The sequence below is a fragment of the Chitinophaga sp. CF418 genome, from assembly GCF_900142925.1.
Lineage (GTDB): Bacteria > Bacteroidota > Bacteroidia > Chitinophagales > Chitinophagaceae > Chitinophaga.
Genome location: NZ_FRCN01000006.1, coordinates 427,476 through 451,812, shown reverse-complemented (window position 1 = coordinate 451,812; position 24,337 = coordinate 427,476). Strand labels below are relative to the sequence as shown.

At 47.5% G+C, this 24,337-nt stretch carries 14 protein-coding genes; 11 read left to right on the top strand and 3 right to left on the bottom strand.

The window, feature by feature from the left end; all coding sequences use genetic code 11:
• Positions 1 to 119: 119 nt before the first annotated feature.
• The 6 genes from F3I09_RS15880 (at position 120) to F3I09_RS15855 (ending at position 10,405) form a co-directional block, all read left to right on the top strand.
• A complete protein-coding gene (locus F3I09_RS15880; RefSeq protein WP_188133830.1) occupies positions 120 to 1,148 on the top strand; it encodes an efflux RND transporter periplasmic adaptor subunit in 1,029 nt (342 codons plus the stop codon).
• 36 nt (positions 1,149 to 1,184) lie between these two features.
• Entirely contained in the window at positions 1,185 to 4,319 is a 3,135-nt protein-coding gene (locus F3I09_RS15875; protein ID WP_188133829.1) for an efflux RND transporter permease subunit, read from the top strand.
• A gap of 54 nt (positions 4,320 to 4,373) precedes the next feature.
• Positions 4,374 to 5,666, top strand: a complete 1,293-nt coding sequence (locus F3I09_RS15870; protein WP_149696015.1) for a TolC family protein — start codon at positions 4,374 to 4,376, stop codon at positions 5,664 to 5,666.
• Between the two features lie 174 nt (positions 5,667 to 5,840).
• Positions 5,841 to 6,566 (top strand): hypothetical protein, encoded by a 726-nt coding sequence (locus F3I09_RS15865; protein WP_149696014.1) that lies wholly within the window; start codon positions 5,841 to 5,843, stop codon positions 6,564 to 6,566.
• A 318-nt stretch (positions 6,567 to 6,884) separates the two neighbouring features.
• A complete protein-coding gene (locus F3I09_RS15860; protein ID WP_149696013.1) occupies positions 6,885 to 8,927 on the top strand; it encodes a hypothetical protein in 2,043 nt (680 codons plus the stop codon).
• 8 nt (positions 8,928 to 8,935) lie between these two features.
• The gene (locus F3I09_RS15855; protein WP_149696012.1) at positions 8,936 to 10,405 is read left to right on the top strand and encodes an MBL fold metallo-hydrolase; all 1,470 of its coding nucleotides are present in this window, start codon (positions 8,936 to 8,938) and stop codon (positions 10,403 to 10,405) included.
• A gap of 236 nt (positions 10,406 to 10,641) precedes the next feature.
• Here F3I09_RS15855 and F3I09_RS15850 read toward each other — a convergent pair whose 3' ends face one another.
• Both F3I09_RS15850 and F3I09_RS15845 read right to left on the bottom strand, forming a co-directional pair.
• Positions 10,642 to 11,418 (bottom strand): response regulator, encoded by a 777-nt coding sequence (locus F3I09_RS15850; protein WP_149696011.1) that lies wholly within the window; start codon positions 11,416 to 11,418, stop codon positions 10,642 to 10,644.
• Entirely contained in the window at positions 11,415 to 14,684 is a 3,270-nt protein-coding gene (locus F3I09_RS15845) for a two-component regulator propeller domain-containing protein (RefSeq protein WP_149696010.1), read from the bottom strand. Before F3I09_RS15845 ends, F3I09_RS15850 begins: the two co-directional genes overlap by 4 nt.
• A 244-nt stretch (positions 14,685 to 14,928) precedes the next feature.
• Between F3I09_RS15845 and F3I09_RS15840 the strand changes: the two genes are divergently transcribed.
• Genes F3I09_RS15840 through F3I09_RS15820 form a run of 5 tightly spaced genes read left to right on the top strand, consistent with a single transcriptional unit; the run spans position 14,929 to position 24,116 of the window.
• Entirely contained in the window at positions 14,929 to 17,982 is a 3,054-nt protein-coding gene (locus F3I09_RS15840) for a TonB-dependent receptor (RefSeq protein ID WP_149696009.1), read from the top strand.
• A gap of 18 nt (positions 17,983 to 18,000) precedes the next feature.
• Complete coding sequence (locus tag F3I09_RS15835) at positions 18,001 to 19,563, top strand: RagB/SusD family nutrient uptake outer membrane protein (protein ID WP_149696008.1); 1,563 nt, start codon at positions 18,001 to 18,003, stop codon at positions 19,561 to 19,563.
• A gap of 14 nt (positions 19,564 to 19,577) precedes the next feature.
• Complete coding sequence (locus tag F3I09_RS15830) at positions 19,578 to 21,071, top strand: arabinan endo-1,5-alpha-L-arabinosidase (RefSeq protein ID WP_223233254.1); 1,494 nt, start codon at positions 19,578 to 19,580, stop codon at positions 21,069 to 21,071.
• Between the two features lie 26 nt (positions 21,072 to 21,097).
• Positions 21,098 to 23,074, top strand: a complete 1,977-nt coding sequence (locus F3I09_RS15825) for an alpha-L-arabinofuranosidase C-terminal domain-containing protein (RefSeq protein WP_149696006.1) — start codon at positions 21,098 to 21,100, stop codon at positions 23,072 to 23,074.
• Between the two features lie 19 nt (positions 23,075 to 23,093).
• A complete protein-coding gene (locus F3I09_RS15820) occupies positions 23,094 to 24,116 on the top strand; it encodes an arabinan endo-1,5-alpha-L-arabinosidase (protein ID WP_223233253.1) in 1,023 nt (340 codons plus the stop codon).
• Here the strand turns inward: F3I09_RS15820 and F3I09_RS15815 are convergent.
• A complete protein-coding gene (locus F3I09_RS15815; protein ID WP_149696005.1) occupies positions 24,091 to 24,321 on the bottom strand; it encodes a hypothetical protein in 231 nt (76 codons plus the stop codon). The two genes, F3I09_RS15820 and F3I09_RS15815, sit on opposite strands and share 26 nt — an antisense overlap.
• Between the last annotated feature and the right edge of the window lie 16 nt (positions 24,322 to 24,337).

The window sequence follows — 24,337 nt, the reverse complement described above, 5'->3', positions numbered from 1 at the left end:
CGTTTTAGACATATACTCTCTACTTTCAGACATTCCCCAGGCTGAGAGTTATGAGCAACTTTGCCCCTGAATTTTAATTCATGGCAAAGGAGAGTAAGCAATTTCTAAATATACCAATCATGAAGTCTTTTCTTGGAAGAGTTCCATTCGCACTGGCGTTGCCAGTCCTGGCGTCCTGCGGTCATAAGCAGCCGGGAAGTATCAAACAGGATGCAGTAAAAGTAACAGTGCAGAAGATAACAACTGACGCAAGACCGGAAGTATTACATTATCCCGGGGCTATTGAAGCCGACAATACCGTAACACTTGGCTTTTCTGTAGCAGGCAGGGTAACGGCAGTAAGTATACAGGAAGGACAACAGGTGAAGGAAGGACAACTGCTGGCAACCATTGAAACAGAAGATTATGTCAGCGCTTTGCAGAGCGCGAAGGCCGTGGAAGACCAGGCGGCCGATAATTTCAAAAGATTAAAAGAACTACACGATAAAGGCAGCCTGCCTGAAAGGGATTATATAGCCGCCAGATCTGCGCTCTCACAGGCAGAGGCAAACGTACGTGTAGCCACTAAGAGATTGGCCGATACCAGGCTCTATGCACCTTATACAGGTATCATCTCAGCTAAGCTGATCGACAAAGGCGCCACTGCCTCTCCGGGAGTACCCGCTTTCACCATTTTGAAGACTGACCAGGTATATGCGAAAGCACCTGTAACAGAAAGCGACATTAGCAAACTGGCCGTAGGAACGGATGTGCTGGTGATCATTCCTGTGCTGAATGACAGCATAAAAGGCACGGTGACCATCATTAATCCGCAGGCAGATAACAGCTCCAGGACTTATGCCGTAAAAGTAAGACTGACCAATAAAGCAGAAAAACTACTCCCCGGTATGCTCACTGAAATGCTGGTGTATACAGGTCGCGAGCAGGAAAAGATTGTGATACCCGCTGCTTCCATTGTACGTGATGCAGATGACATTACTTATGTATTCGTGGCAGATGATCAGCACAAAGCTATCCGCAGGCGTATTACTGCCGCAGGTGTTACAGGCGATAACGAAGTGATCATTCAACAGGGATTGCAGGCAGGCGACAGGCTCATAACCGGGGGGCAGACCCGTCTTGAAGACGGTAGCAGCATTCAGTTCTAAGCCATTTTCTGTCATTATTTAAATCATTCGAAACAGATGAATAAGTCGAGAAAAATGCATTTCCTGGAAGCTGCTATGAAGCATAAGCAGGTAGTTATTATCGTCACCTGCCTGCTGCTCGTAATAGGCGCATATGCACTTCTGAACATGCCCCGTAGCGAAAATCCAAGGATAGATATGCCCACAGCGCTGGTCTATGCCATCTATCCGGGCGCTGACGAAAAACAGGTAGAACAGGAGGTAACAAAAAAGATAGAACAATATCTCTTTTCTTTTGAAGAAGTAAAAAAGCGTAGTACCAAATCCGAAACCCGGGAGGGACAAACCTTTGTGACTACAGAAATATTTACTGAAGTGAAGGACCGGAAGAAATTCTGGCATACGCTGCAACTCGATATGGATGCAAGGCTGCGGCCGCAATTGCCGGCAGGTGTAATTGGACCTTTCGTGAACAGCAACTTCAGTAATGTGACTGCTATGATCATCGGGGTGTCTTCTCCCATTCGTAGCTACGCTGAAATCGAAGCCTATCTCGATAAACTGGAAGACGGATTGAAAACGATTCCGGTAGTGTCGAAGATCAATCGCTCCGGTGTGCAGCAGCGGCAGCTATATCTTAATGTAAACGACGAGAAGCTGCGCCAGTATGGTTTTGATATTGCCAGCCTGGTAGGTGTTTTGCAGCAGCAGAACGTAACGAATTATACCGGAGAACTTACCATGGCTTCAAATTATGTAGTACCCATCTACACCAACAGCCGGTATAAAACGGAAAATGATGTGGCCAACCAGATCATATTTAACAAGCCTGACGGTACCCTCGTACGCCTGAAAGATGTTGCTACTATTGAGCGGCGCTTTGAAGAGCAATCTTCCTATGTGCGTATGGGGGAGAACAAAGCAATGGTATTGTCGATCGATATGCAGCCTGGACGGAACATCGTGCAGTTTGGAGAGGAAGTGGAAGCCAGGATTAAAGAGATAGAACGCACTTTCCCGGAGGACGTGAAGATAACGACCATTGTGAATCAGCCGGAAGTAGTAGCTGAAAGTATCAGTCACTTCATGGTGGAATTTGGGCTGGCTATCGGGTCGGTGATCATCGTGGTGATGTTACTGTTGCCGTTCCGTGTTGCGGCGGTAGCATCTGTGGCTGCGCCGATCTCTATCCTGATCACATTTGGTATTATGAATATCGTGGGCCTGGAATTGCACCAGGTAACCCTGGCGGCACTGATCATCGTGCTGGGGATGGTAGTAGACAATGCCATTGTGGTCGTGGACAATTATATCGAAAAGCTGGACGAAGGCATCACCCCCTGGCAGGCGGCATGGCAGGCAGCTAAACAATTGACCCTGCCCATTTTTACCGCCACACTCGCCATCATCTTTGCCTTTGCACCGCTGGCGCTTTTTATGGACGGTATCGCCAAAGATTTTATGGCATCACTGCCGGTTACCATTGCCATCGCATTGATCGCTTCCATGCTGGTAGCGCTGTTGTTGACGCCTTACATGTGTTACGTGTTCATTAAAAAGGGACTTAAACACAGGATCAGCGACCGGCCAATGAAAAAGAACCTGCTCGACAGATTACAAACTGCATTTGACAAAGGTGTGGAGTTCTGTTTCCGCTGGCCGAAAGCAACTATGCTGAGTGGGGTAGCTGCCGTATTACTGGCGCTTGTCATTGCCGGTAAGGTAGATCCGGAATTTTTCCCGATCAGTGAACGTAATCAGTTCAACATGGAAGTATGGCTGCCTTCGGGTTCTTCTTTGCACCAGACAGAGGAAGCGGTAAAACGCCTGGAAGCAGTACTGAAAAAGGATAAACGCGTAGTGCAGATCACTAGTTTCATGGGTATGAGCTCGCCCCGTTTTCATACTTCCTATGCGCCGGAAACTCCCCGCAGGAACTATGCACAGGTATTTATCACCACCACCAGCAGTGAAGCCACTGAAGAGATGGTACATGAGTATCTGCAATCATTGAAAGGCTTTTTGCCCGATGGTAATATCAAACTGAAACAGTTAAGTTTCCAGGAAGGTGCGCCCATTGCCGTACGTGTGATAGGAGATAATATAAGCGACCAGAAAAAAGTAGCCGCTGAGGTCAAAAAGATACTGGAGAATGCCAAAGGCACCAACTGGGTAAGGCTGGATTGTGAGGAAGACTATTTTGGTATCCGCTTACAGATCAATGAAGATAAGGCCAATCGCCTGGGTATTTCTAATCAGGCTATTACCCAGACCCTGGGCGCCGGATTGAAGGGATATGCCCTGTCTACCATGTGGGAAGGCGATAAGCCGGTCGACATCTTCCTGCGCTATGATTCTGCCAGTCGTAAAGATGCACAGGCACTCGAAAACCTGCATGTAAGCACCCGTTATGGCGATAAGATCCCCTTGAAAGAAGTGGCATCGCTCACACCCGCCTGGCATACAGGTATGATCGCTCACAGGAATGGCTTGAGAACATTATCAGTGTTATCAGAAGCCCAGATGGGTCAGAAACCTTCGCGTGTCCTGAAAGAAGTACAGCCATTGATTGACCAGTTGAAGCTGCCGCCGGGTATCCGTATAGCGTATGGTGGCGATGCAGAATCATCCGCAGATAACCAGCCTTACATGATGGTATCGCTGGGAGTGAGCCTGATCCTCATCTTCCTGACATTGTTATTCCAGTTCAAAAACCTGGGCAAAACACTGATCATACTGGCCACTTTCCCGCTTAGCTTATTGGGCGCTTTCTCAGGCTTGTACCTTACAGGCAATCCACTTGGTATGACCGCTTTCATGGGCATTATCAGCCTGATCGGCATCGTGGTAAGGAACGGTATTATACTGGTGGATTATGCGGATGAATTGGTACATGACCATGGTTATAAACTGAAGGCGGCCGCCCTGGCGGCTGCGAAACGCAGGATGCGTCCCATATTCCTCACTTCATCTGCCGCTGCTGTTGGGGTGGTACCGATGATCATCAGCAAGTCGCCCATGTGGGCGCCGCTGGGTAGTGTACTGGCTTTTGGACTGATTGTGTCGATGATATTAACGCTTTTCGTGGTGCCAGTACTTTACAGCCAGTTCATTAAACCGAAACCGGACATGCCGGAGATGTCTCAGGCAGATGCTGACGATCCCGTACAATATAAACCAGTACATGCGTAAGAGAAACGCAGGAGAACCGGCATCTTTTCAAACCGTTCAATTTTATTTAAGCAAATGAGTATAGTTCGATATATCAAATCGCTCCTTGTAAGTACTGCACTGCTAGTGTCGCAATACGCCGCAGCGCAACGGGTGCTGACACTCGAAGAAGCAAGGAAGCTGGCGGTGACGAGGAATAATAACCTGAAAGCCGCGGAAGAAAAGATAGGGGCGGCCAGGGCGCAAAAGGCGATAGCCGGGGCAAAGGACAAGCCTACAGTGGATGGATCGGTAACAGGTTTCTACTTCAGCTCTCCGCTGAATAAGTTATTGCCGGAGTATGGCGTCAGCCCGATGGTAAGTGCCTCGCAACCTATTTATGCAGGCGGTAAGATACGCCTTGGTAAAGCAGCTGCCGGCAAAGGTGTGGAAATAGCTGAAGAACAAAAGGCACTGACAACGGCAGAAGTGTTGCTGGCCACTGAAAGCGCCTACTGGCAGGTGGTGGCAGCAAAGGAAAAGATAAGACTGGCGGAACAGTTTGCACGGCAGCTGGACGGCTTGTACAGGGAATTGAATAATGCTTATACTGCCGGCCTGACTTATAAGAATGACCTGCTACAGGTAAAGGTGCAGCAGAACGACAATCAGCTCAATGTTATCAGGGCTAATGATGCCTGGGTATTATCCAAGCTAAACCTGGCGCAGATAACCGGTCTGGGAGACAGCACAGAGTTCGTTCTCCCTGATTCCGTACTGGGCGAATTCAGTAACGAAACATTGCACCGTTCAATGGCCGAAATAGCGGCTGACCGGCCCGAGATAAAGATCCTGCAAAAATCGCTGGAAGCGGAGAAGATACAGGAGAAGCTATTGAAAGCTGATTTCAGGCCCACCATTGGACTGAGTGCGGGCGGTCTGGCTGGTTTCGGGAAACAGGGCATCAACCTGGGTAATCCTTCCAGCAATGCCTTTGCTGCCTACTATGGTATGCTGCAGGTAAGTATGCCTATACTGGACTGGGGCCAGCGTAAACAGAAGATCAGGCAACAACAGCATAACATCACGGCACAACAATATCAGCTGCAGGAAACAAAAGAGAAGATATCACTGGAAGTACAACAGGCATATTTACAGCTGAATGAATCGGCTAAACGTATTGAGCTGTCCGGCGCATCATTGGAACAGGCGGAAGAGAATCTAAGACTGAGTAATGATCGATTAAAGGCTGGAACTATCACTGGTCAGGATGTGCTGGAGGCTCAAACAATCTGGCAGCAGGCAAATAGTAATATCATTGATGCCAAAACAGCGTATAGGATTAGTGAAGCGAATTTGTATAAAACACTAGGTATGACACGGTTTTAGTATTAGGCTTTGTGTTTTGATAGGCGGATCCGGGTTCTTATACTTCCCCGGATTATCAAAACCAGGGTATAAACAGTTGTAGGTTTAAGCAATACACCGGTGCAGTCCTGCACTGGTGTTTTTGTTTGCACGTGATAATATGATATATTTGTATTATAAAAAATAATATCCCTAATGCCTTCAGTTCGTACCCTTATGTATGCAGCTTGTTCAGTTGCACTCTTTTTTACCGCCTGTAGCAAAGAAAAAAATGAAAACCCACTTTCCGGTTTGTATGTCAGTGCAAATGTTGTTGTGTATGATTCTGTAAAATTGTACACGAAGTCTGGTGTTATTACCGATACGACGATTATACGCGGAGCGCTTGAAAGGAGATGGGACAATGTCAAATTCAATCTTAAGGCCGGTACAGATTCTATAGAGAAATATAGAACCGTAAACATTGATCCTGAAAGAGATAGTACCTACTTTGATTACAAGACATATACGCGGGCATATGATATTATAAGCCACAGTAATGGATTGATGGTGCTGCTATCAAAAGATTCTGTTACCAATTTAAGTATTGGAGCGCCTTTCTCACCGCCTGGAACTGTCCTTGATTGCGGATCATCAGGTGCGTTAATCACAAAATACCGCAATTCGTATGCATATGGGAGTGCAGGAGTAGATAGCTTTTACCGAAAAGGAAAAAGACATGCCATTTTAGAAGAATCAGCCGGCTATCTGACATATCCCGGTATAACCTATTTATTTACCCGCCACTCGAATGGTCGTTCAGTGTGTATCGCCTCATCACCTGATATTAACAACCAATTCAATGAAGGAGTACTTGCAATGCTGGGAAATGAAGACACATTGATCGTTCAGATAAGCAGATTGCGATTGATTAAACAGTAAGCGACATATATCTGTAGACAGAGAAGCCGTCCCGCCATTACTTTGGGACGGCTTTTTGTTTGTAATCCCAGGGGCAACTTTGGAATCGCAATAATGATTTACAATACCTACCCGGTTGATCATTCACAGCGATACGGATCTGCCATGTGCCGTATGCTTGTAGCGTGGTGTTTCAACCCCCGGGTCAAAAATATCCCCGACAACATGGTTGCTATTGAAAAATACAAACTACTTGGTATTGTCCCTGTGTTGCATTCTGAGTACTTTTATAGCAACATACTTCGTGCGCTTCACTATTGCCCCATCAATTACTCGCATATGATCAAAAAACCTCCGTTCCGTAAGTTGAGAGGGTATGCTTTTGACCCCTCTTTATCACTTAATCTGGATACTGCTGTCATTAACAATATCACCTATAAAGTTCGCTGGGAAGATAAAGATGATCCTGACCCGGAAAGGCGGCTCAAACCTGGTCCGATAGGGGAGTACCTTGAAGTGGTCGATTATGATCCTACCGTTGATAAATTCTATGAACCGGTAAATCTTGACCATCCTTACATTCTGGCGCAGGACGGATTGAATCCTTCCGGCAGCAACCCCCAGTTTCATCAGCAAATGGTGTATGCCGTAGCCATGACCACCATTAAGAATTTTGAAGCAGGATTAGGCCGGCCTGTGCTTTGGAGTCCCCGTCAGGTAATGATGGAAGAAAGAACGAATGGAAATCCGCCGGAAAAGAAGAGAGGTCCTGATGTATATGTGCCTACTTTACGCATTTACCCTCATGCTATGAGAGAGGCAAATGCCTATTATTCTCCACAGAAGAAAGCGCTCTTATTCGGTTACTTTTCTGCCCAGCCGGCAGATGTTACTTTGCAGATGCCTGATGCGCTAACCTTTACCTGCCTTAGTCACGATATTATTGCGCATGAAACCACACATGCTATCCTGGATGGCTTGCATCAAAGCTATACGGAGAGCAGCAATCCGGATGTACTGGCATTCCACGAAGCATTTGCCGACATTGTTGCGTTGTTCCAGCATTTCACCTTCTCTGATGTGCTGAAAAACCAGATTGCTGCTACTCGTGGAGACCTGGCTTCACAGAACCTGTTGGGTAAGTTAGCACAGGAATTTGGGATCGCTATTGGCAGTTACGGTTCCCTGCGTGATGCTATCGGCTCTTTTGATAAAGAGACAAAAACCTGGAAACCAAAGGAGCCAAATGGAGACGAGTACAGAACGGTGATGGAGCCGCACGAGCGCGGTTCTATACTTGTCGCTGCAATATTTGAGGCTTTTATATCCATTTACAAGAATAGGGTCAGCGATCTTTTGCGTATTGCCAGTAATGGATCGGGCATATTGCCGCAGGGGCAGCTGAGCCCTGACCTGGTGAGCCGTATGGCCACTGAAGCAGGAAAGACCGCGCAGCATGTACTGAATATGTGTATACGCGCATTGGACTATTGTCCGCCGGTAGATATCACTTTTGGCGATTACCTGCGTGGAATTATTACAGCAGATTCTGATTTAATAGAGGATGATAACCGTGATTACCGGCTGGCTTTTATCGATGCTTTCCGTAAACGGGGAATTTATCCCAGTGGTATTAAACATCTTTCTATAGAGAGCCTTGCTTATTCCATTCCTGATACATTCGGCATACAGGGACAGATCAATATTATCGTGAATTTTTTGAGGGAGTACCGGAGTGAAATCTTGAATGAGAAGCGGAGAAGCGAAATCTTTAAGATCAACAGAAAATATATAGCGGGACAATATGATGACGATAAGCCTGAGATCTATGGTTTACATCGCCGCTTACTGCAAAAGTTCGATAATTCGTTTGATTTTGAAAAGCTGACCGGGCTCTTATTCAGCGAAGGTGCCCGCGAACTTGGCATAGGTGTTTCCGATGCTTATGGAAATGAGGGGGGCGACTGGCCAAGTGTATCAGTTCAGTCGCTTCACCTGGCTTCACGTGTAGGACCGGATGGTAACCAGGTGAATCAGATCATAGTGACGCTGGTGCAGGGAGCATATGTAAGTATTTCCCGTAACGAGAATAACGAACCTACGATCACCCCGGGGAAAAAAGAAGGTAGTACCAGGGTACGCGGTGGCTGCACGCTGATATTTGACCTTGACAGTCTGCAACTCAGGTATGCTATCTCGAAACCATTACTGAGCCTGGAAAAATTGAACGACAGAATACATCAACTGGACGAGGGACGTTGTAGTGCGCTACTTCAACATCATCAGGAGATGAGGGTCTCACAAAGCCGTTTCGAAGCGTACTTCGGTATGGGGCCTTCAAACGCGCATAATGAACCTTTCTGTTTTCTTCATACACACTAACTTATTTTATGGCAAAGTCAACAAACACCAAAGTCAATAAAGTTAAGATCAGAATGTATAAAGGAGGGACCGGCGATTGCTTTCTGCTTCAATTTATGAAAGGCGCTGATCCTTCCTTTAACATGATGATCGATTGTGGTAGTATAAAGGGTGGAGCACCTCAGTTTGAAGGTATAGCTAAAGATCTTCAGGAACAGACTGGTGGTGACATAGATTTGCTTGTTGTTACACATGAACATGCAGATCATATCAACGGCTTTGAAAAAGCCAAAGAGCTTTTTGATGAATTTACATTTAAAAAGGTTTGGTTTGCCTGGACAGAAGACGAGGAAGATCCGGTGGCCAATGATTATCGTCAGAACCGCAGTGAACTTAGTATGGCACTGGATGCAGCAGTTTCAAAACTAAATATGCTGCTGAAAGATAATTACTATGAAAAGCTGTTCATGGATGATGTAGCAAGTAAGCTGATGGTCGACGGGAAGAAGAAATTCATCAATTCCATCACATCGTTAAACGATCTGAATATACTAAAGGCTGCCAAAGGCAAGCCACTGCCTACAATGGTGGAAAAATTTACGGAACTGGGTATCATTAAAGAGGATACCATAGTAGAATTGCTAAAGCCGGGAGATGTCCGTTCGAAGCTGGCAGGAGCAACCGGCCTACGTTTTTATGTATTGGCGCCCCCGAGGGATTTTAACCTGCTGGACGAAACAGAAGGTGGAGATAATAACTTCGATAAACGTGAGACAAAGAGCCGGAAGGATTTTGCTTTCCTGTCAGCGGTCGATGGAGTGCTTTCAGGCAATGCTAATTCAAAATTTCCATTTGAGGCTGAGCATGAACTTCAGAATACACAGCATGATATAGTGAAGTTGTATAAAGAAGGAAATGACTGGCGGAAGATAGATCATGACTGGCTGTACTCAGCAGGTAGCTTAGCCATGCGCTATGAAAGAAGTATTAATAATACCAGCCTGGCGCTCGCGATACAGTTCGAAGATAGTGAAAGAGTATTGTTGTTCCCTGCTGATGCCGAATTTGGCAGCTGGAAAAGCTGGCATATGGGCTTGCATTGGCCAGTGAAAATTGACGGAAAAACAGTGAAGAAGGATATTTCATACTTCCTGGGTAATACCGTCTTTTACAAAGTTGGCCATCACCTCAGCCATAATGGAACAGCAACGAAACAGGGGCTTGACCTGATGACCAGTGATGAGCTGACCGCCATGGCCACCCTGGATTTTGCCAAGATAAATGATGGATGGCTGAACACTATGCCTAATGATCTGCTCAGCGCTGAACTGATCCGGAAATGCGCTGGTAAGCTGTATGTCAACGGAGACTGCGACAAGATACTTTCCAACATGAAGACAGACCGGGTTACTATTAAGAAGGCTCATGAGCGTATCATGCGAGGACTGCACCAGGCGTTTGCAAACAAGAACCACCTGGAATGCACTATAGAAGGATAAAATCCTCTGCAGACGATCATTTATCTCTTTGCAAACCTGTTCCTTAAGTAGCGGAGGGTTTCAGATGAAGGCCCAAGGGCATTAGCCCTTGGGGAGTGCTGAGACGATTGACCAGGGTTTAATAAAATATTCGGTGCAAAATACGCTTGAAAAAGGCCAATAGCAAGGACTCGAAAAGGGGTACAGCCCGTGGCCTCACCTGAAGCCGTAGCAACACCCTTATCGACGAATAAACTTCATCGTGCTTGTTTCTCCGCCTGTTTCGACGACTGATATTCAGTGGGCGTCATCCCAAACTGCTTCAGGAAATTCCTGCCGAAATTCGTCTGAGAATGATAACCTACCATGTCGGACACCTCATATATCTTAAAGGAGCCTTGCGCCAGCAATGCTGCTGCTTTTTTCAACCTCGTGACATTTACCAGCTCATTTGGAGTAAGGTCAGAAATAGATTTGATCTTCCTGTATAATGTAGGCCGGCTCATGTTCATCAGCCGGGCAAGTTTTTCTATATCGAGGTCCGCGTCTTCCAGGTTCTCATGAATAATAGCGGTCAGTTGCTCCAGGAACAATTCATCTGGCCGGGTGGAGGCAATTGTATTAATATTCACGAGTGGGGAATGTGCAAAGTAGTCCTTGATTTTAGAACGGTTGGCCAGCAGACTTGCGATCTGCGCCAGCAGGAACTCCGTAGAAAAAGGTTTGTCTACATAAGCATCTGCCCCTAGTTCCAGTCCCGCTATTTTAGCCTGCAAGGTGTTTTTAGCCGTTAGCAGGATAACAGGAATGTGGCAATAATCAAAAGTAGACTTAACGAGGCGGCATAGTTCAAAACCGTCCATCACCGGCATCATCACATCACTGATGACTAGCTGTATGGGTTCATTACCTAACAATGCCAATGCCTCCTTCCCATTTCGTGCTGTCAGCATCGTATATTTTTCACTTAGCTCCTCTCCAAGAAAGGCCAGAATTTCTTCATTATCATCAACGAGCAGTAGCAGTGGTTTCATGATACCTGGTTTGTATTTGTAATGGTGATTGATTTATTGGTTCTGCCTGGCTGCAGGTTGAACTCTATGTCCTGGTGTACCGGCATACGCAGCACAAACACATTGAGGTTGTGACTGCCTGTTTGTAGTGTCAGCGTTCCTTTATGCAATGTGGCTAAAGAGCGTGAAAGCGCCAGGCCTATTCCCGTGCCTTTCTGCATCTCCGTTTCCTTGAGGCGGAAGAATGGTTCGAATATCTTTTCTTTCATTTCCGCTGGTATGACATGACCATCATTGCTGATCTCTATGATGAAATAATTATCCTCTTCCGGGAAAGTCAGCAGCCGTATGCTGGCAACGGTGGCGGCATATTTTATCGCATTCCCGAGGAGGTTGCCGAGAATTTTATTGAAGGCCTCAATATCCACATAGGCATATAATTCCGCCGGCCGGTCAAGCGAGAGTTCAAACTGTTTCTGTTCGGCCAGTGTCTTAAACCCAGTGTACATCTCTTCCAGCAGGTCCGGAATATTGGCCTTGACGAAACTGAGGGAGTAGCCGTTCAGTTCCGTCTGGCGGAAGTCCAGCAGCTGGCTGGTAAGACCGACCAACCTGTTGGTATTACGCTCCATGATGGATAGGCTGTCCTTGATCTCCGGCATGTGACCAGCTTTCCTGATCACTTTCTCCAGTGGCGCTTTGATGAGTGTTAGCGGTGTCTTGATTTCATGCGCTACATTGGTAAAGAACTCTATCTTGGCCTTGAACACCTCTTTCTCTTTTGCCGCTTCAAACAGCTCGATCTTTCGCCTGTTCTTTGCTTCAATCCGTTTGTGATAGTTCCGGATGATATACCAGATGATACATGTGGCCAATACCGCGTAGAGTATCAATGCCCACCAGCTACGCCACCAGGGTGGCATTATTTCAATTACGAGGGTTGTTTCGGCGGATGGCCAAACACCGCCGCTATTGCGTGCCTTTACTCTGAAAGTATAGGTTCCCGGCGCCAGTTCCGTGAAATAAGCCTTACGATTGGTCTTCAGGTAAGTCCAGTTTTTATCCAGGTTGTCCATCTTATAGGCATATTCCGCTATCTCCGGAGCCGTATAACTAAGTAACGCGAAGTCAATGCTGAAGGTGGACTGATGATAGCTTAATGAGATCCTGTCGGTAGAGGTAACTGACCTTTGCAGCGGTGAGCCTTTTGCAGCGATAGGCAGTTCGCGGTTATTGACCTGGAAGCCGGTGATGTAAACCGGACCGGCGAAAGTGTTCTGTACAAATTCATCAGGATTGAAACTGATAAACCCTTTTCCACTGCCGAAATACATACGGCCTGCCGCATCTTTGTAAGCTGAATTGAAGTTGAACTGATCGCTCAGCAGACCGTTTGCCCTGGTATAGGTTTTTACACTGCCATTCCGTGGATTGAAACAGCTCAAACCACGGGAGGTGCTGATCCAGAGATTGGCCTGTTTGTCTTCCAGTATGCTGAGCATGAAATTGCTGGGGAATCCATCTTCAGTGGTATACCTCGTAAAGCTTTTCTGAGCGCTGTTATACCTGCAGAGACCTCCTTCAGTAGCAAACCACAGGTGACCATCGGTATCTTCAAAAATGCTGTTGATACGATCGCTGCTCAGGCTATGTATATCGTTTTCCGCATAGCGGAAATTCCCTTTTTTCCCTGTAGATGGATCATAATAATGAATACCGCTGCCGTAAGTGCCTGCCCAGAATACGCCTGATCTGTCCTGCAGCAGGCAGGAATACCAGTTAACGAGTGGCAGGCCGGTAAACAGGGCGAAATCGTTCCGGGACTTGTCATATTGATAGGCTCCCCTGGTAGTGCCCAGCATAACAGGGCCTCCCGGAGGATGGTATATGCAATAGATAAAATTGCTCTGTAATGCGGAGAGGCCGGATCGCATGTTGAACCGCCGCGTAACCTTGCCGGTACGGGTGTTCAATACATCCAGGCCATGCTCGAAAGTACCGATCCAGAGTTCATCGCCATCCAGCAGCAAGCCATGGATATTGGTATAGGATATACTGCCTGCAGCACCGCCGGGCTGAAAATGCGTAAACGTTTGTGTGGGGAAATCGAGTCGGTTCAGGCCTGCATCTTCTGTCCCTATCCAGAGGTTGTTATACCTGTCTCCATGGATCTCACGAACCACGTTCCCGCTGAGTGAGTTTTCGCCTGTTTTAGGGAAATACTTTTTAAAGGGCGTGTATTGTGTAGGATAATAGTTAACACCGCCAAAGTAGGTGCCTGCCCAGATACCGCCTTCCTTATCGCGGCAGAAGGTATATACCGCGTTGTCAGAGATAGAATAGGGATCATTATACATCTTACGGAGATTCTTCGCCTTCCCGGTAAGCGTATTATAAATGAAAATACCTGTTTCGGTAGCGATCCAGTATTCATGGTCGCCCGTCTGGAGGAAGTTGCGGACAAAGATCTCGGTATGGTCATCGTTATAGGCGAGAATATCTGTATAGTTGCCGGAAGCGATATTAAACTGTTTGACCCCCTGGTTAGAGGTTCCTATCAATATACTGCCATCCCTGGTACTGGATATTTTCTCTATCCAGTGGTTCACCGGCATCTTTGAGTGACTGAACATGTCATAGGCCGTAAATGTGCCGGTACGGGCATTGTATTGCTGCAGATAACCATTGGTAGTGGATGCCCAGATAGTGCCATCGGGTGAAAGACAGAGAGAACCGGCTTCAAAGAAACTGTCGGTACTGAAATACTGCAATTGGCGGCTGGCAGGGTGGTACCGGAACAAAGAAAAGCCGGACACGAACCATATATTTCCTGTGCTGTCGCCCTGTATGGCCCTTACCTGTCCTTTAGGCGCTACATCCAGAAAAAGAAAACTCTCGGTTGATTTGTTATAGCTATAGAGACCGTTTTCCGTACCAACCCAAAGGGTACCATCTGCCCCTTCATAGAGGGCGTGGATAAAGTTGCTGCCAATGCTGCTGCTGTCCTGCGGATTGTGACGGAAAACCTTGAAGGTATACCCATCAAAGCGGTTCAGCCCGTCTTTGGTGCCAAACCACATAAACCCCCTGCTGTCCTGCAGACTGCAGATGACAGCATTGTTTGACAGGCCGTTCTCTACCTGGTAGTGCCGGAAATAGTACAATTGTCCGCATACCTTTCCTGTACCACCAATGAGAAGACAGATCAGCAGGAATATGCTCATCTGAAAATAAAAACGTGGTGCTGCCTTCAATTGTTCCTGTTCACTATAACGCGCTTTATACATAGCGTTTCATAACGTAAAATCGAAAATGAGATGATTTGCTGAAGTTTTGATACGGTTTGTAGAGCTTAAAAAAACTAATAATCGCAACTTCATACCAATATTCCAGATCATAAGCCGGAAAACGGAGACAGTACTTTTAATTGTTACTGTCACACTAATGAAATTAACTATTTAAAACGTTATGGACAAGATTTTCCGGACATTATAAAAGAGTTTTATTTGAATTACTAATAATTACACGTTTATGAAACTGATCCGCATTTTGCTAAACAGCAGCGTATTCCCTATACTCGCCTGCGCGCTGTTTCTGCTCATTGAGCCGGTATCCGCCCGGCAAACCGTCAGGAAAAAATTCCGGGGAACGGTTATCTCCCGCGAAAACGAGCCGGTTATTGGCGCTACTGTAAGTGTAAAGGGTGGCCCCGGGACAATGACAGATAATTCAGGAAATTTTACGATCGAGGCCGAAGAAGGCGCTTCCGCTACCATTACCAGCATCGGTTTTGAGACGAAAGAAATAGTATTAAAAGGAGATGAAGCCGTTTCCGTGCGACTGGAAAAGTCGTACCGGAACCTGAACGATGTGGTCGTAGTAGGATATGGTACCGTAAAGAAAAAGGACCTGACAGGCTCTGTGGCACTGGTGAATGTGGGGGAGGCCAAAAAGAATGTGTCTTACGATGTAGCGAAAATGTTACAGGGACAGGCTGCAGGTATCAGCGTTCATGGCTCCGGAGAACCGGGTGGTTATGTGCAGATCAAGATCCGTGGTACGACCACCTTCGGCAATAACAGTCCCCTGTTTGTAATAGATGGTGTACCGGTGGATGCGCCTTACGATTTCTCACCTAATGATATTGAGAGTATCCAGGTGCTGAAAGACGCGTCAGCGGCTGCGATATATGGCTCCAGGGCTGCAACAGGTGTGATCATCATCACCACCAGGAAAGGAAAACAGGGGCCGGTGAGGGTAAACTTCAACAGTTACGCGGGCGTACAGGAAGTAGCCAGGAAGATATCGCTGACTGACCGGGCGCAATACCAGCAGATCGTATCTGCTGCAGAAACGAACGCCGGACTATCCCTGGCGCCTGCCAATGATCCGGCTAATCCTTCATATGTATCCAATATCAATACAGACTGGCAGAAAGAAGGCCTGAAACGTGGCGTGATACAGGATCATAACGTGGGCCTCTCCGGAGGAACGGAAAGTATCTCCTACAATGCCTCCCTGGGATATTTCAACCAGACAGGTACACAGGTTGGTCCGCAGAAGTATGACCGCTATACCCTGAACAGCAATCTGCAGGGTAAAAAAGGCCGTTTCAGCTACGGTGTAAAGGCAGCCTATACTCAATCGCACAAGGGCAATTATGGCGCTACAAACGGGCATGCCGTGTTTGGAGGGGTAGTGACCAGTATGCTGACTGCCATTCCTACCATGCCTGTATACGATCCTTCCCGCCTGGGTGGATATGGTGGTAGCGACCAGGTGAAGAACAGGGCTATCTCTGCCAACGTAGTTGGTATCAATAACCTGGTAAATGACTACAGCGACCGTAACCGCTTCCTGGGAAATGCCTGGGGTGAACTGGAAATAGTGAAAAATCTTAAATACAGGATCAACGCCAGCTTCGACAGGACCGACTACGAGAACTCTCACTTCGAGCCACGCTTCGACATGGGATACTATTATCTCAATACACAATACTATATGTACCTGCAATATGGTCATTCAAAGACCAGTTTGCTGGAGCATACACTGACTTACCAGCTGCAGAAAGGCAAGCACAAAATTGACCTCCTGGGTGGTATGACCTACCAGGAAGACAAGAACGAATGGATGGCTGCCACTGCTCAGGATACAGCAGACCTGAACTTCAAGACCTTTGGCGCTGTAGCCAGGGCAAGCGCTAAAGGCGTTACCAGCTGGAAGGGCACCGCTGCCCTGTACTCTATGCTGGGCAGGATCAACTACAATTATGACGACCGTTACCTGCTGACGGCTAATTTCAGACGTGACGGCTCATCCAAGTTTGCACCAGCCAACAGGTATGGTAATTTCGCCGGTTTTGCAGCTGCCTGGAACATCAGCAATGAGAAGTTTTTAAAGCTACCTTCCTTCATCAGCAGCCTGAAGCTGAGAGGTGGTTATGGTGTATTGGGCAATCAGACTGCCCTGGGCTGGTATGACTACCAGTCGTATATCAACAATACCACCAACTACCTGTTTGGCGATCAACTGGCTACAGGTTCCACTACCGTCTCAGTAACAGACCCGACCCTGAAATGGGAGTCTACCACTACAACCAACGTGGCATTGGACCTGGGCCTTTTTAATGAGAAATTGTCCTTTACGGCGGAATATTACAACCGCCTTTCAAAAGATATCATTACCGCCATCCCTATACCATATTCAGTAGGTTCCTTCCCTCAGACGCTGACCACCAATGCGGCATCCCTGAAGAACAGTGGTATCGAGTTCACCCTGACCTACAAGGACAACATCGGCGCCCTGAACTATTCCATCAATGCCAATGCCTATACCCTGAAGAACAAGGTGGAGAAACTGGGTGGTAAGAATAACCCGGTATATGGCGCCGGCAGCAAAACCGAAGTAGGCCGTGAAGTGGGTGAGTTGTTCGGGTACAAAACAGATGGCATCTTCCAGAGCCAGGACGAAATTGCAAAACATGCTACCCAGGACCAGTCAGGTGGCATCAAACCCGGCGATATCAAATACAAGGATATAGACGGTAATGGCGCCATTACCGATGCAGACAGGACCTACCTGGGCTCAGTGATTCCTAAATTCTACTATGGGCTGAATGTATCTGCGTCTTACAAAAACTTCGACCTTTCTTTCTTCTGGCAGGGTAATATGGGCAGCAAAGTAAACAATGGGGTTTATTCAGCGCTGATGGCCGGCCAGTATGGTAATGCGCATACCGACGAACTGAATTACTGGACACCTACCCACACCAATACCAATGTGCCAAGGCCACTGATCAACGATATCAATAACAGCAGGTTCTCAGACCGTTTTGTACAGAGTGGCTCTTATGTAAAACTGCAGAATGCGCAGATAGGATATACTATTCCAGAATCTACGCTGGGCAAGACACATGTGTTCAGAAGCCTGCGTGTGTACCTCTCAGGATTGAACCTGGTTACTATCACCAAATACAAAGGCTACGATCCGGATTTCATCAGCGACGGTTTGTTTAACAGGGGCTTTGACTATGGCTCCTTCCCGAACCCCAGAACAGTGATGTTTGGTGTACAGTTAGGCCTTTAATCTTTAAACAGCATTACAATGAAACGTACTATATCTCATTATATTTTAACAGTTACCGCTGCCAGTATACTTGCTGCAAGCTGTGGTAAGAAACTGGACCAGGTAAACCCGAACGCACAGACTTCCGAGACCTTCTGGCAAACAGGTAATGATGCTATTCAGGGTATCAATGCGGCATACGCTCCCTTATTGCTCGACGGCGCTTATATGCGCTTCACACCGATCCTGCTGGATGTGAGGGGAGATGATATCCGGAGTAACAGTCCCTGGACTGCTATTTCAGGTGTGGGTAAGTTCGCGCTCGGTACAGGCAATGCTGACGGGTACGGATGGGCTTTCGACGAATATTATGAAGGCATTTTCCGCTGTAACCAGGTGCTCGACCATGTACCTGCCATCAATATGGCGGAAGATCAGAAGAACCGTGTGCTCGGACAGGCTTATTTCCTGAGAGGACTGTACTTCTTTCACCTGGTGAACCTTTTTGGCAATGTAGCATTGCCAACCACTACGCCGCAGTCAAAAGCAGACTTCTACGGTAAGCAGATGACAGCACAGGATGGCTGGCAGCAGATCATATCCGATTTCAAGGCAGCTGCTGACCTGTTGCCGGTGTCTTACAAAGATGTAACCGGTGCAGACGTTAACCAGGTGGGAAGGGCTACCAAAGGCGCTGCAATGGGCTATCTCGGCAAAGCCTACCTGTTTAACAAAAAGTACCCGGAAGCCGCTGAACAGTTCAAAAAAGTAATAGATCTGGGTGTGTATTCGCTGATGCCTGATTACAAAGACAATTTTACAGAGAGCAAAGAGAATAACGCAGAGTCCATCTTTGAGGTACAGTTCTCCACTACCGTGGGAGGTACTGATCTGGGATGGCAGGGTATTCCTACTTCTACCTGGGCAAAGACTTCCGCAAGGGCCATTACTTTTGGTGCGCCGAATTTCGGCTGGACCGATGTACAGCCGACGGTGTTTGTGTTCAATGAGTTCCAGCAGGAGAAAACAGTAGATGGTGAAACAGATCCAAGACTGGACGCTACCATCTTCTATAACAAACCAGGCGAAACGATCTACGGACAACTATTTGCACAGGTGTATGCCAACAGCTCTTACCTCAATGATATCTTCTGCAGGAAATATGAAAACGGAGATGGAAATAAGCCAAACGAGTATGACTGGAAGTCTGGTATCAATGAAAGGTTGATGCGTTATTCAGACATCCTGCTGATGTACGCTGAATGCCTGAATGAGCAGTCACAGACCGCACTGGCAGCTCCTTATATCCAGCAGGTAAGGACCCGCGCAAAACTGCCTGATATCACTGCTACATTGGCAACGATGACGCAGGCAAAGATGCGTGATCAGCTGTCGCACGAACGTTTGCTGGAGTTCTGCCTGGAAGGTCACCGCTTTGATGATATACGTCGCTGGGGCTGGCTGGAAGACGAGACGAAGCTTGCACTGTTGAAATCCCGCGATCCGGAGTTCAATAACTATAAAGCAGGGAAAGAGCTGTACCCGATTCCGCAGGGAGAGATAGACAATAATCCTGGGTTCAAACAGAACTCTTCTTACTAAAGTAAATGCAGTATATGAACTTTTTTCGTTTGAGGAATACGGCCGTCCTGCTTTTACTGATGACAGGTGTAATTTCCTGTAGTAAGAAAGATGCTGCGTCCCCGTCCACCAGAGATACCACTGTAGTGGAGCCGCCGGTAGTCGCCTTCGATATCAACAGCATTAACGATACGTATGAAGACGTGGCTCCCTTCGTGTATTATCCCAAATGGGGTCCTTATAACGTACATGATCCTGTTATCAGGAAATTCGGCAGCTACTATTATTGTTATAGTACAGATGCGGGCTTCGGAATTTCAGTAAGACCGGGTCTGCAGATACGCAAGTCCAAAGATCTGGTGGAGTGGACTTTTGTGGGATGGGTATTTAATCAGCTCCCATCCCAGGGGTCTTCTTTTATACAGCAGAAAGGTGGTACGCCCAATAACAGCCTGTGGGCGCCCAGTGTGGTGAAAGTGGGTAATGAATATCGCCTTTATTATTCCCTTTCCTCTAATGTGGGACGCCTCAGTGTGATAGGGCTGGCAACGGCTTCATCGCCGGAAGGACCCTGGACAGAGAAGGGCCTTGTGGTGACCTCTCTGAATGATAACGCCATTCAGACGAATGCCATTGATCCGAGTGTGCTGGTTACTCCTTCAGGAGAGCATTGGATGTATTACGGTTCTGCCTGGGACGGTATCTATGTATTAAAGCTGGATCCTGCTACCGGACTGGCGCAGAACTCGGGCGACAAAGGTAAGCGCATTGCCAACCGCGGATTTACAAATGGAAAGTATAACGGCAACATTGAAGGGGCGGAAGTGGTTTATAACGCTTCGCAGAACAAATACTTCCTGTTCATCGCGTACGACTGGCTGGAAACCAAGTATAATACCCGCGTGATGCGTGGCGACAAACCCGACGGGCCCTTTTATGATTTTAAGGGCGCTGATGCCAATACAGATATAGATCATGGTCCGATGATCACAGCTCCTTACCAGTTCAGCGGTCATAGTGGCTGGCAGGGCGTGTCGCACTGTACGGTGTTTGACGACGGGAATGGACAGTACTATATGGCGCATCAGGGCCGGCCGGGCATTAACAAATACTTCATGGACCTCCATGTACGTAAGATGTTCTGGACAACGGAGGGATGGCCGGTGGTATCGCCGGAACGTTATGCCTGGGAGAATGATGCCACTGTGCCGGCTGACAGTATTACCGGTAGCTGGGAACAGATCATACTGGGATATCGTGTGGTGCCGGGTTATGGAAATGAGCAGGTGTCGCCGGATTTCCAGGTATCTGTTCCGCTGACTATATCAGCCAACGGAACACTGAACAACGATGCCGCCAGCAAATGGGTGTACAATGCTCCCTGGCTGGAAATGCGCTGGAGCAATGGATATACAGACAAGGTATTGGTGCAGCGCGGCCGTGACTGGGAGAAGAAAACATCAACGCTGATATTCACTGGTCTGAATAATGACGGTGTTGCCATCTGGGGCAAAAAAAGCAAGCAATGATCTCAACAAACCGATAACTGGATGTAATGAAAAATAAGGTACTAAAAGTACTCGCGCTTGGACTGTTGGTCTGGCCGGGTATTACAGCAGCACAAAATAACAATGTCATCAATGTTGAGACCAGGACTATTACAGGGAAAATAGCGCCAACGATGTGGGGCGTCTTTTTTGAGGACATCAACATGGGCGCCGACGGCGGTATCTATGCAGAGCTGGTGAAGAACCGTTCCTTTGAATTCTTCAGACCTCTGATGGGATGGACAGTGAATGGCACAAAGGTAAAAGAAGGAGATATGCTGATCCTGAACAGGACACCTGCTCACACCGCCAATCCGCGCTTCCTGCGGGTCACAGCCAGGAATGCAGCGGAGGGTGAGGCAGGGCTGAAGAATGAAGGCTTCCGCGGTATGGGCATTAAACAAGGACTGCGCTATGATTTCTCAGTACTATATAGGCAGCAACAGCCTGGCATCAGACTGCATGTGCAGTTGCTGAATGGCAGTGGCAAGGTGATAGGCGATACCGTATTGACTCCTGCACAAAAGGACACAGCATGGCACAAAGAGACTGTAAGTTTCCATGCTAGTGAAACGGAGCCCAAAGCATCCCTGCAGTTATGGCTGGAAGGCAATGGAACAATTGACCTGGATATGATCTCCCTGTTTCCGGAAGACACCTGGAAAAGGCGTCCGGGAGGCATGCGGGCTGACATGATACAGCTGCTGGCAGACATGAAGCCTGGCTTTATCCGTTTCCCCGGCGGCTGTATTGTAGAGGGATTTGACCTTTCACAGCGTTATCAATGGAAAAAGACAATCGGGCCAATAGAAGAACGGCAGCTGATCATTAACCGCTGGAACTTTGAATTTGCACACCGCCCTACGCCGGATTATTTCCAGACATTCGGGCTTGGCTTCTTCGAATATTTCCAGCTGGCGGAAGATATCGGCGCTGAGCCGCTGCCTATCCTCAACTGCGGTATGGCCTGTCAGTTCAACTCCGCAGAGCTGGTGCCATTGGATGAACTGGACCCGTATATTCAGGATGCCCTTGACCTCATTGAATTTGCCAACGGCGATATCAATACCACATGGGGGAAGGTGCGCGCCAACATGGGGCATCCGGCTCCTTTTCACCTGAAACTGATGGGTGTAGGGAATGAGAACTGGGGCCCTCAATATGTCGAGCGACTGAAGCTCTTCACTAAAGCTATCAAAGAAAGGTATCCGGAGATAAAGCTGGTAAACAGCTCTGGTACTGATCCTGACGGAGAACGTTTCGACTACCTGAACAAGGAACTGCGGGACATGCATGCCGACATTATTGACGAACACTATTATCGCCCGCCGCAATGGTTTATGCAGAACGCACGGCGTTATGATAACTATCCGCGGAACGGCTCAAAAGTATTTGCGGGAGAGTATGCCGCGCAAAGCGATAAAACAGTAAGTATCTATAACAAGAATAACTGGCTGACGGCATTATCTGAAGCGGCGTTCATGACTGGCCTGGAAAGGAATGCAGCCGTAGTGAATATGGCCTCCTATGCGCCCTTATTTGCCCATACAGACGGCTGGCAGTGGACGCCCGACCTGATATGGGTAGACAACCTGCGTTCTTACGGTACGCCGAATTATTACGTACAGCAATTATTCTCGCTGAACAAGGGGACTGCCGTTGTACCCGTACGTATGCATAATGATGTTATTGCAGGGCAGGATAGTCTGTATGCTTCTGCCGCATTAGATGAGAAGAGCCATGAGCTGATCATCAAACTGGTGAACGTGTCAGACAGGGAGCAGCGCTATACTGTGGAGCTGGATGCAAAACCTGCCGTGCGGGCTAAGCTGACAGTGCTGCAAAGCGATGATGTGAATAGTACAAACAGCTTTGAACAACCGGGTAGGGTATCGCCCAAAGATATGGAGCTCAGTATACCCGGGAAGCGGTTTCCGGTGAAGGCTGCTCCCCGTTCGCTGAGTGTACTGAGGATCCATTTATAGTGGCAAAAAATATTTCATAGTGAAACGTGTATTCTTTCTTTGGTTGATAGTGATGAGGACATTCCACCTGTGGGCACAGTCTGTGCCCGCAGGAACGGAATTTACAACCCGTAACACGCCGGTACACGATCCTGTGATGATCAGGGAGAATGGGACTTATTACCTGTTCTGCACAGGGAACGGTATCAGCGTTTTCTCCTCCCGCGATATGAAAAGCTGGCGTAAGGAAGCCCCGGTATTTAACAGCGCGCCTGAGTGGGCGGTAAAGGCCATTCCCGGCTTTAAAGGGCATATCTGGGCGCCTGATATCAGCTTTTATAATGGCCGGTATTATTTGTACTATGCGGTTTCTGCATTCGGGAAGAATACCTCCTGCATAGGACTGGCTGTAAATAAGACGCTGGACCCGACATCGCCGGATTATAAGTGGGAAGACAAGGGAAAGGTGATACAGTCTGTTCCGGGGCGTGACATGTGGAATGCGATCGATCCTAACCTGGTTTTTGATGAAAGCGGGACACCCTGGTTGTCTTTTGGTTCTTTCTGGGAGGGCATCAAACTGGTAAAAATGGAGAAGGACCTGCAAACGGTCAGCGCCCCCCAGGAATGGTATACCATTGCCAGAAGACCAAGGGATTTCGCTACGCCTGATACAGCTGCAGGCAATGGCGCAATAGAAGCGCCTTTCATTTTCAGAAAAGGAAAGTATTATTATCTTTTTGTGTCCCGCGACTATTGCTGCCGGGCAGAGAAAAGTACTTACAAGGTGATAGTGGGAAGAAGTGAAAAAGTGCAGGGGCCCTACCTGGACAGGCAGGGCGTTCCCTTACAATTGGATGGGGGAAATTTAGTCATTCAGGGTGATGGGGTTCATTGGTATGGCGCCGGACATAATGCTGTTTACAGCGAGTCCGGCAAAGATTATCTGCTCCTGCACGGATATGATGCACATGACAAGGGACGCTCTAAACTACTGTTGGAGGAAATATCATGGAACCCCGACGGATGGCCGGTTCCTATCCAATTAAGTTCAGGTCAATAGGCAACTCAATACAGGAATGACCCTGCTTTTTAAGGCAGAAAAGGATATCTTCTGCCTTAAAAGAATCTCCCTCTATCCTCATGATCTTATCTTCATCTTCCAGATCAAAAGTAATCTTCAGGTCTGGTACCTGTCGGAGGATATCAGGTATAATAGCCTTCACCATCTCCGCATATAACACATCTGTCTTAAATACTTTCACCATAATCATAACAAGATTG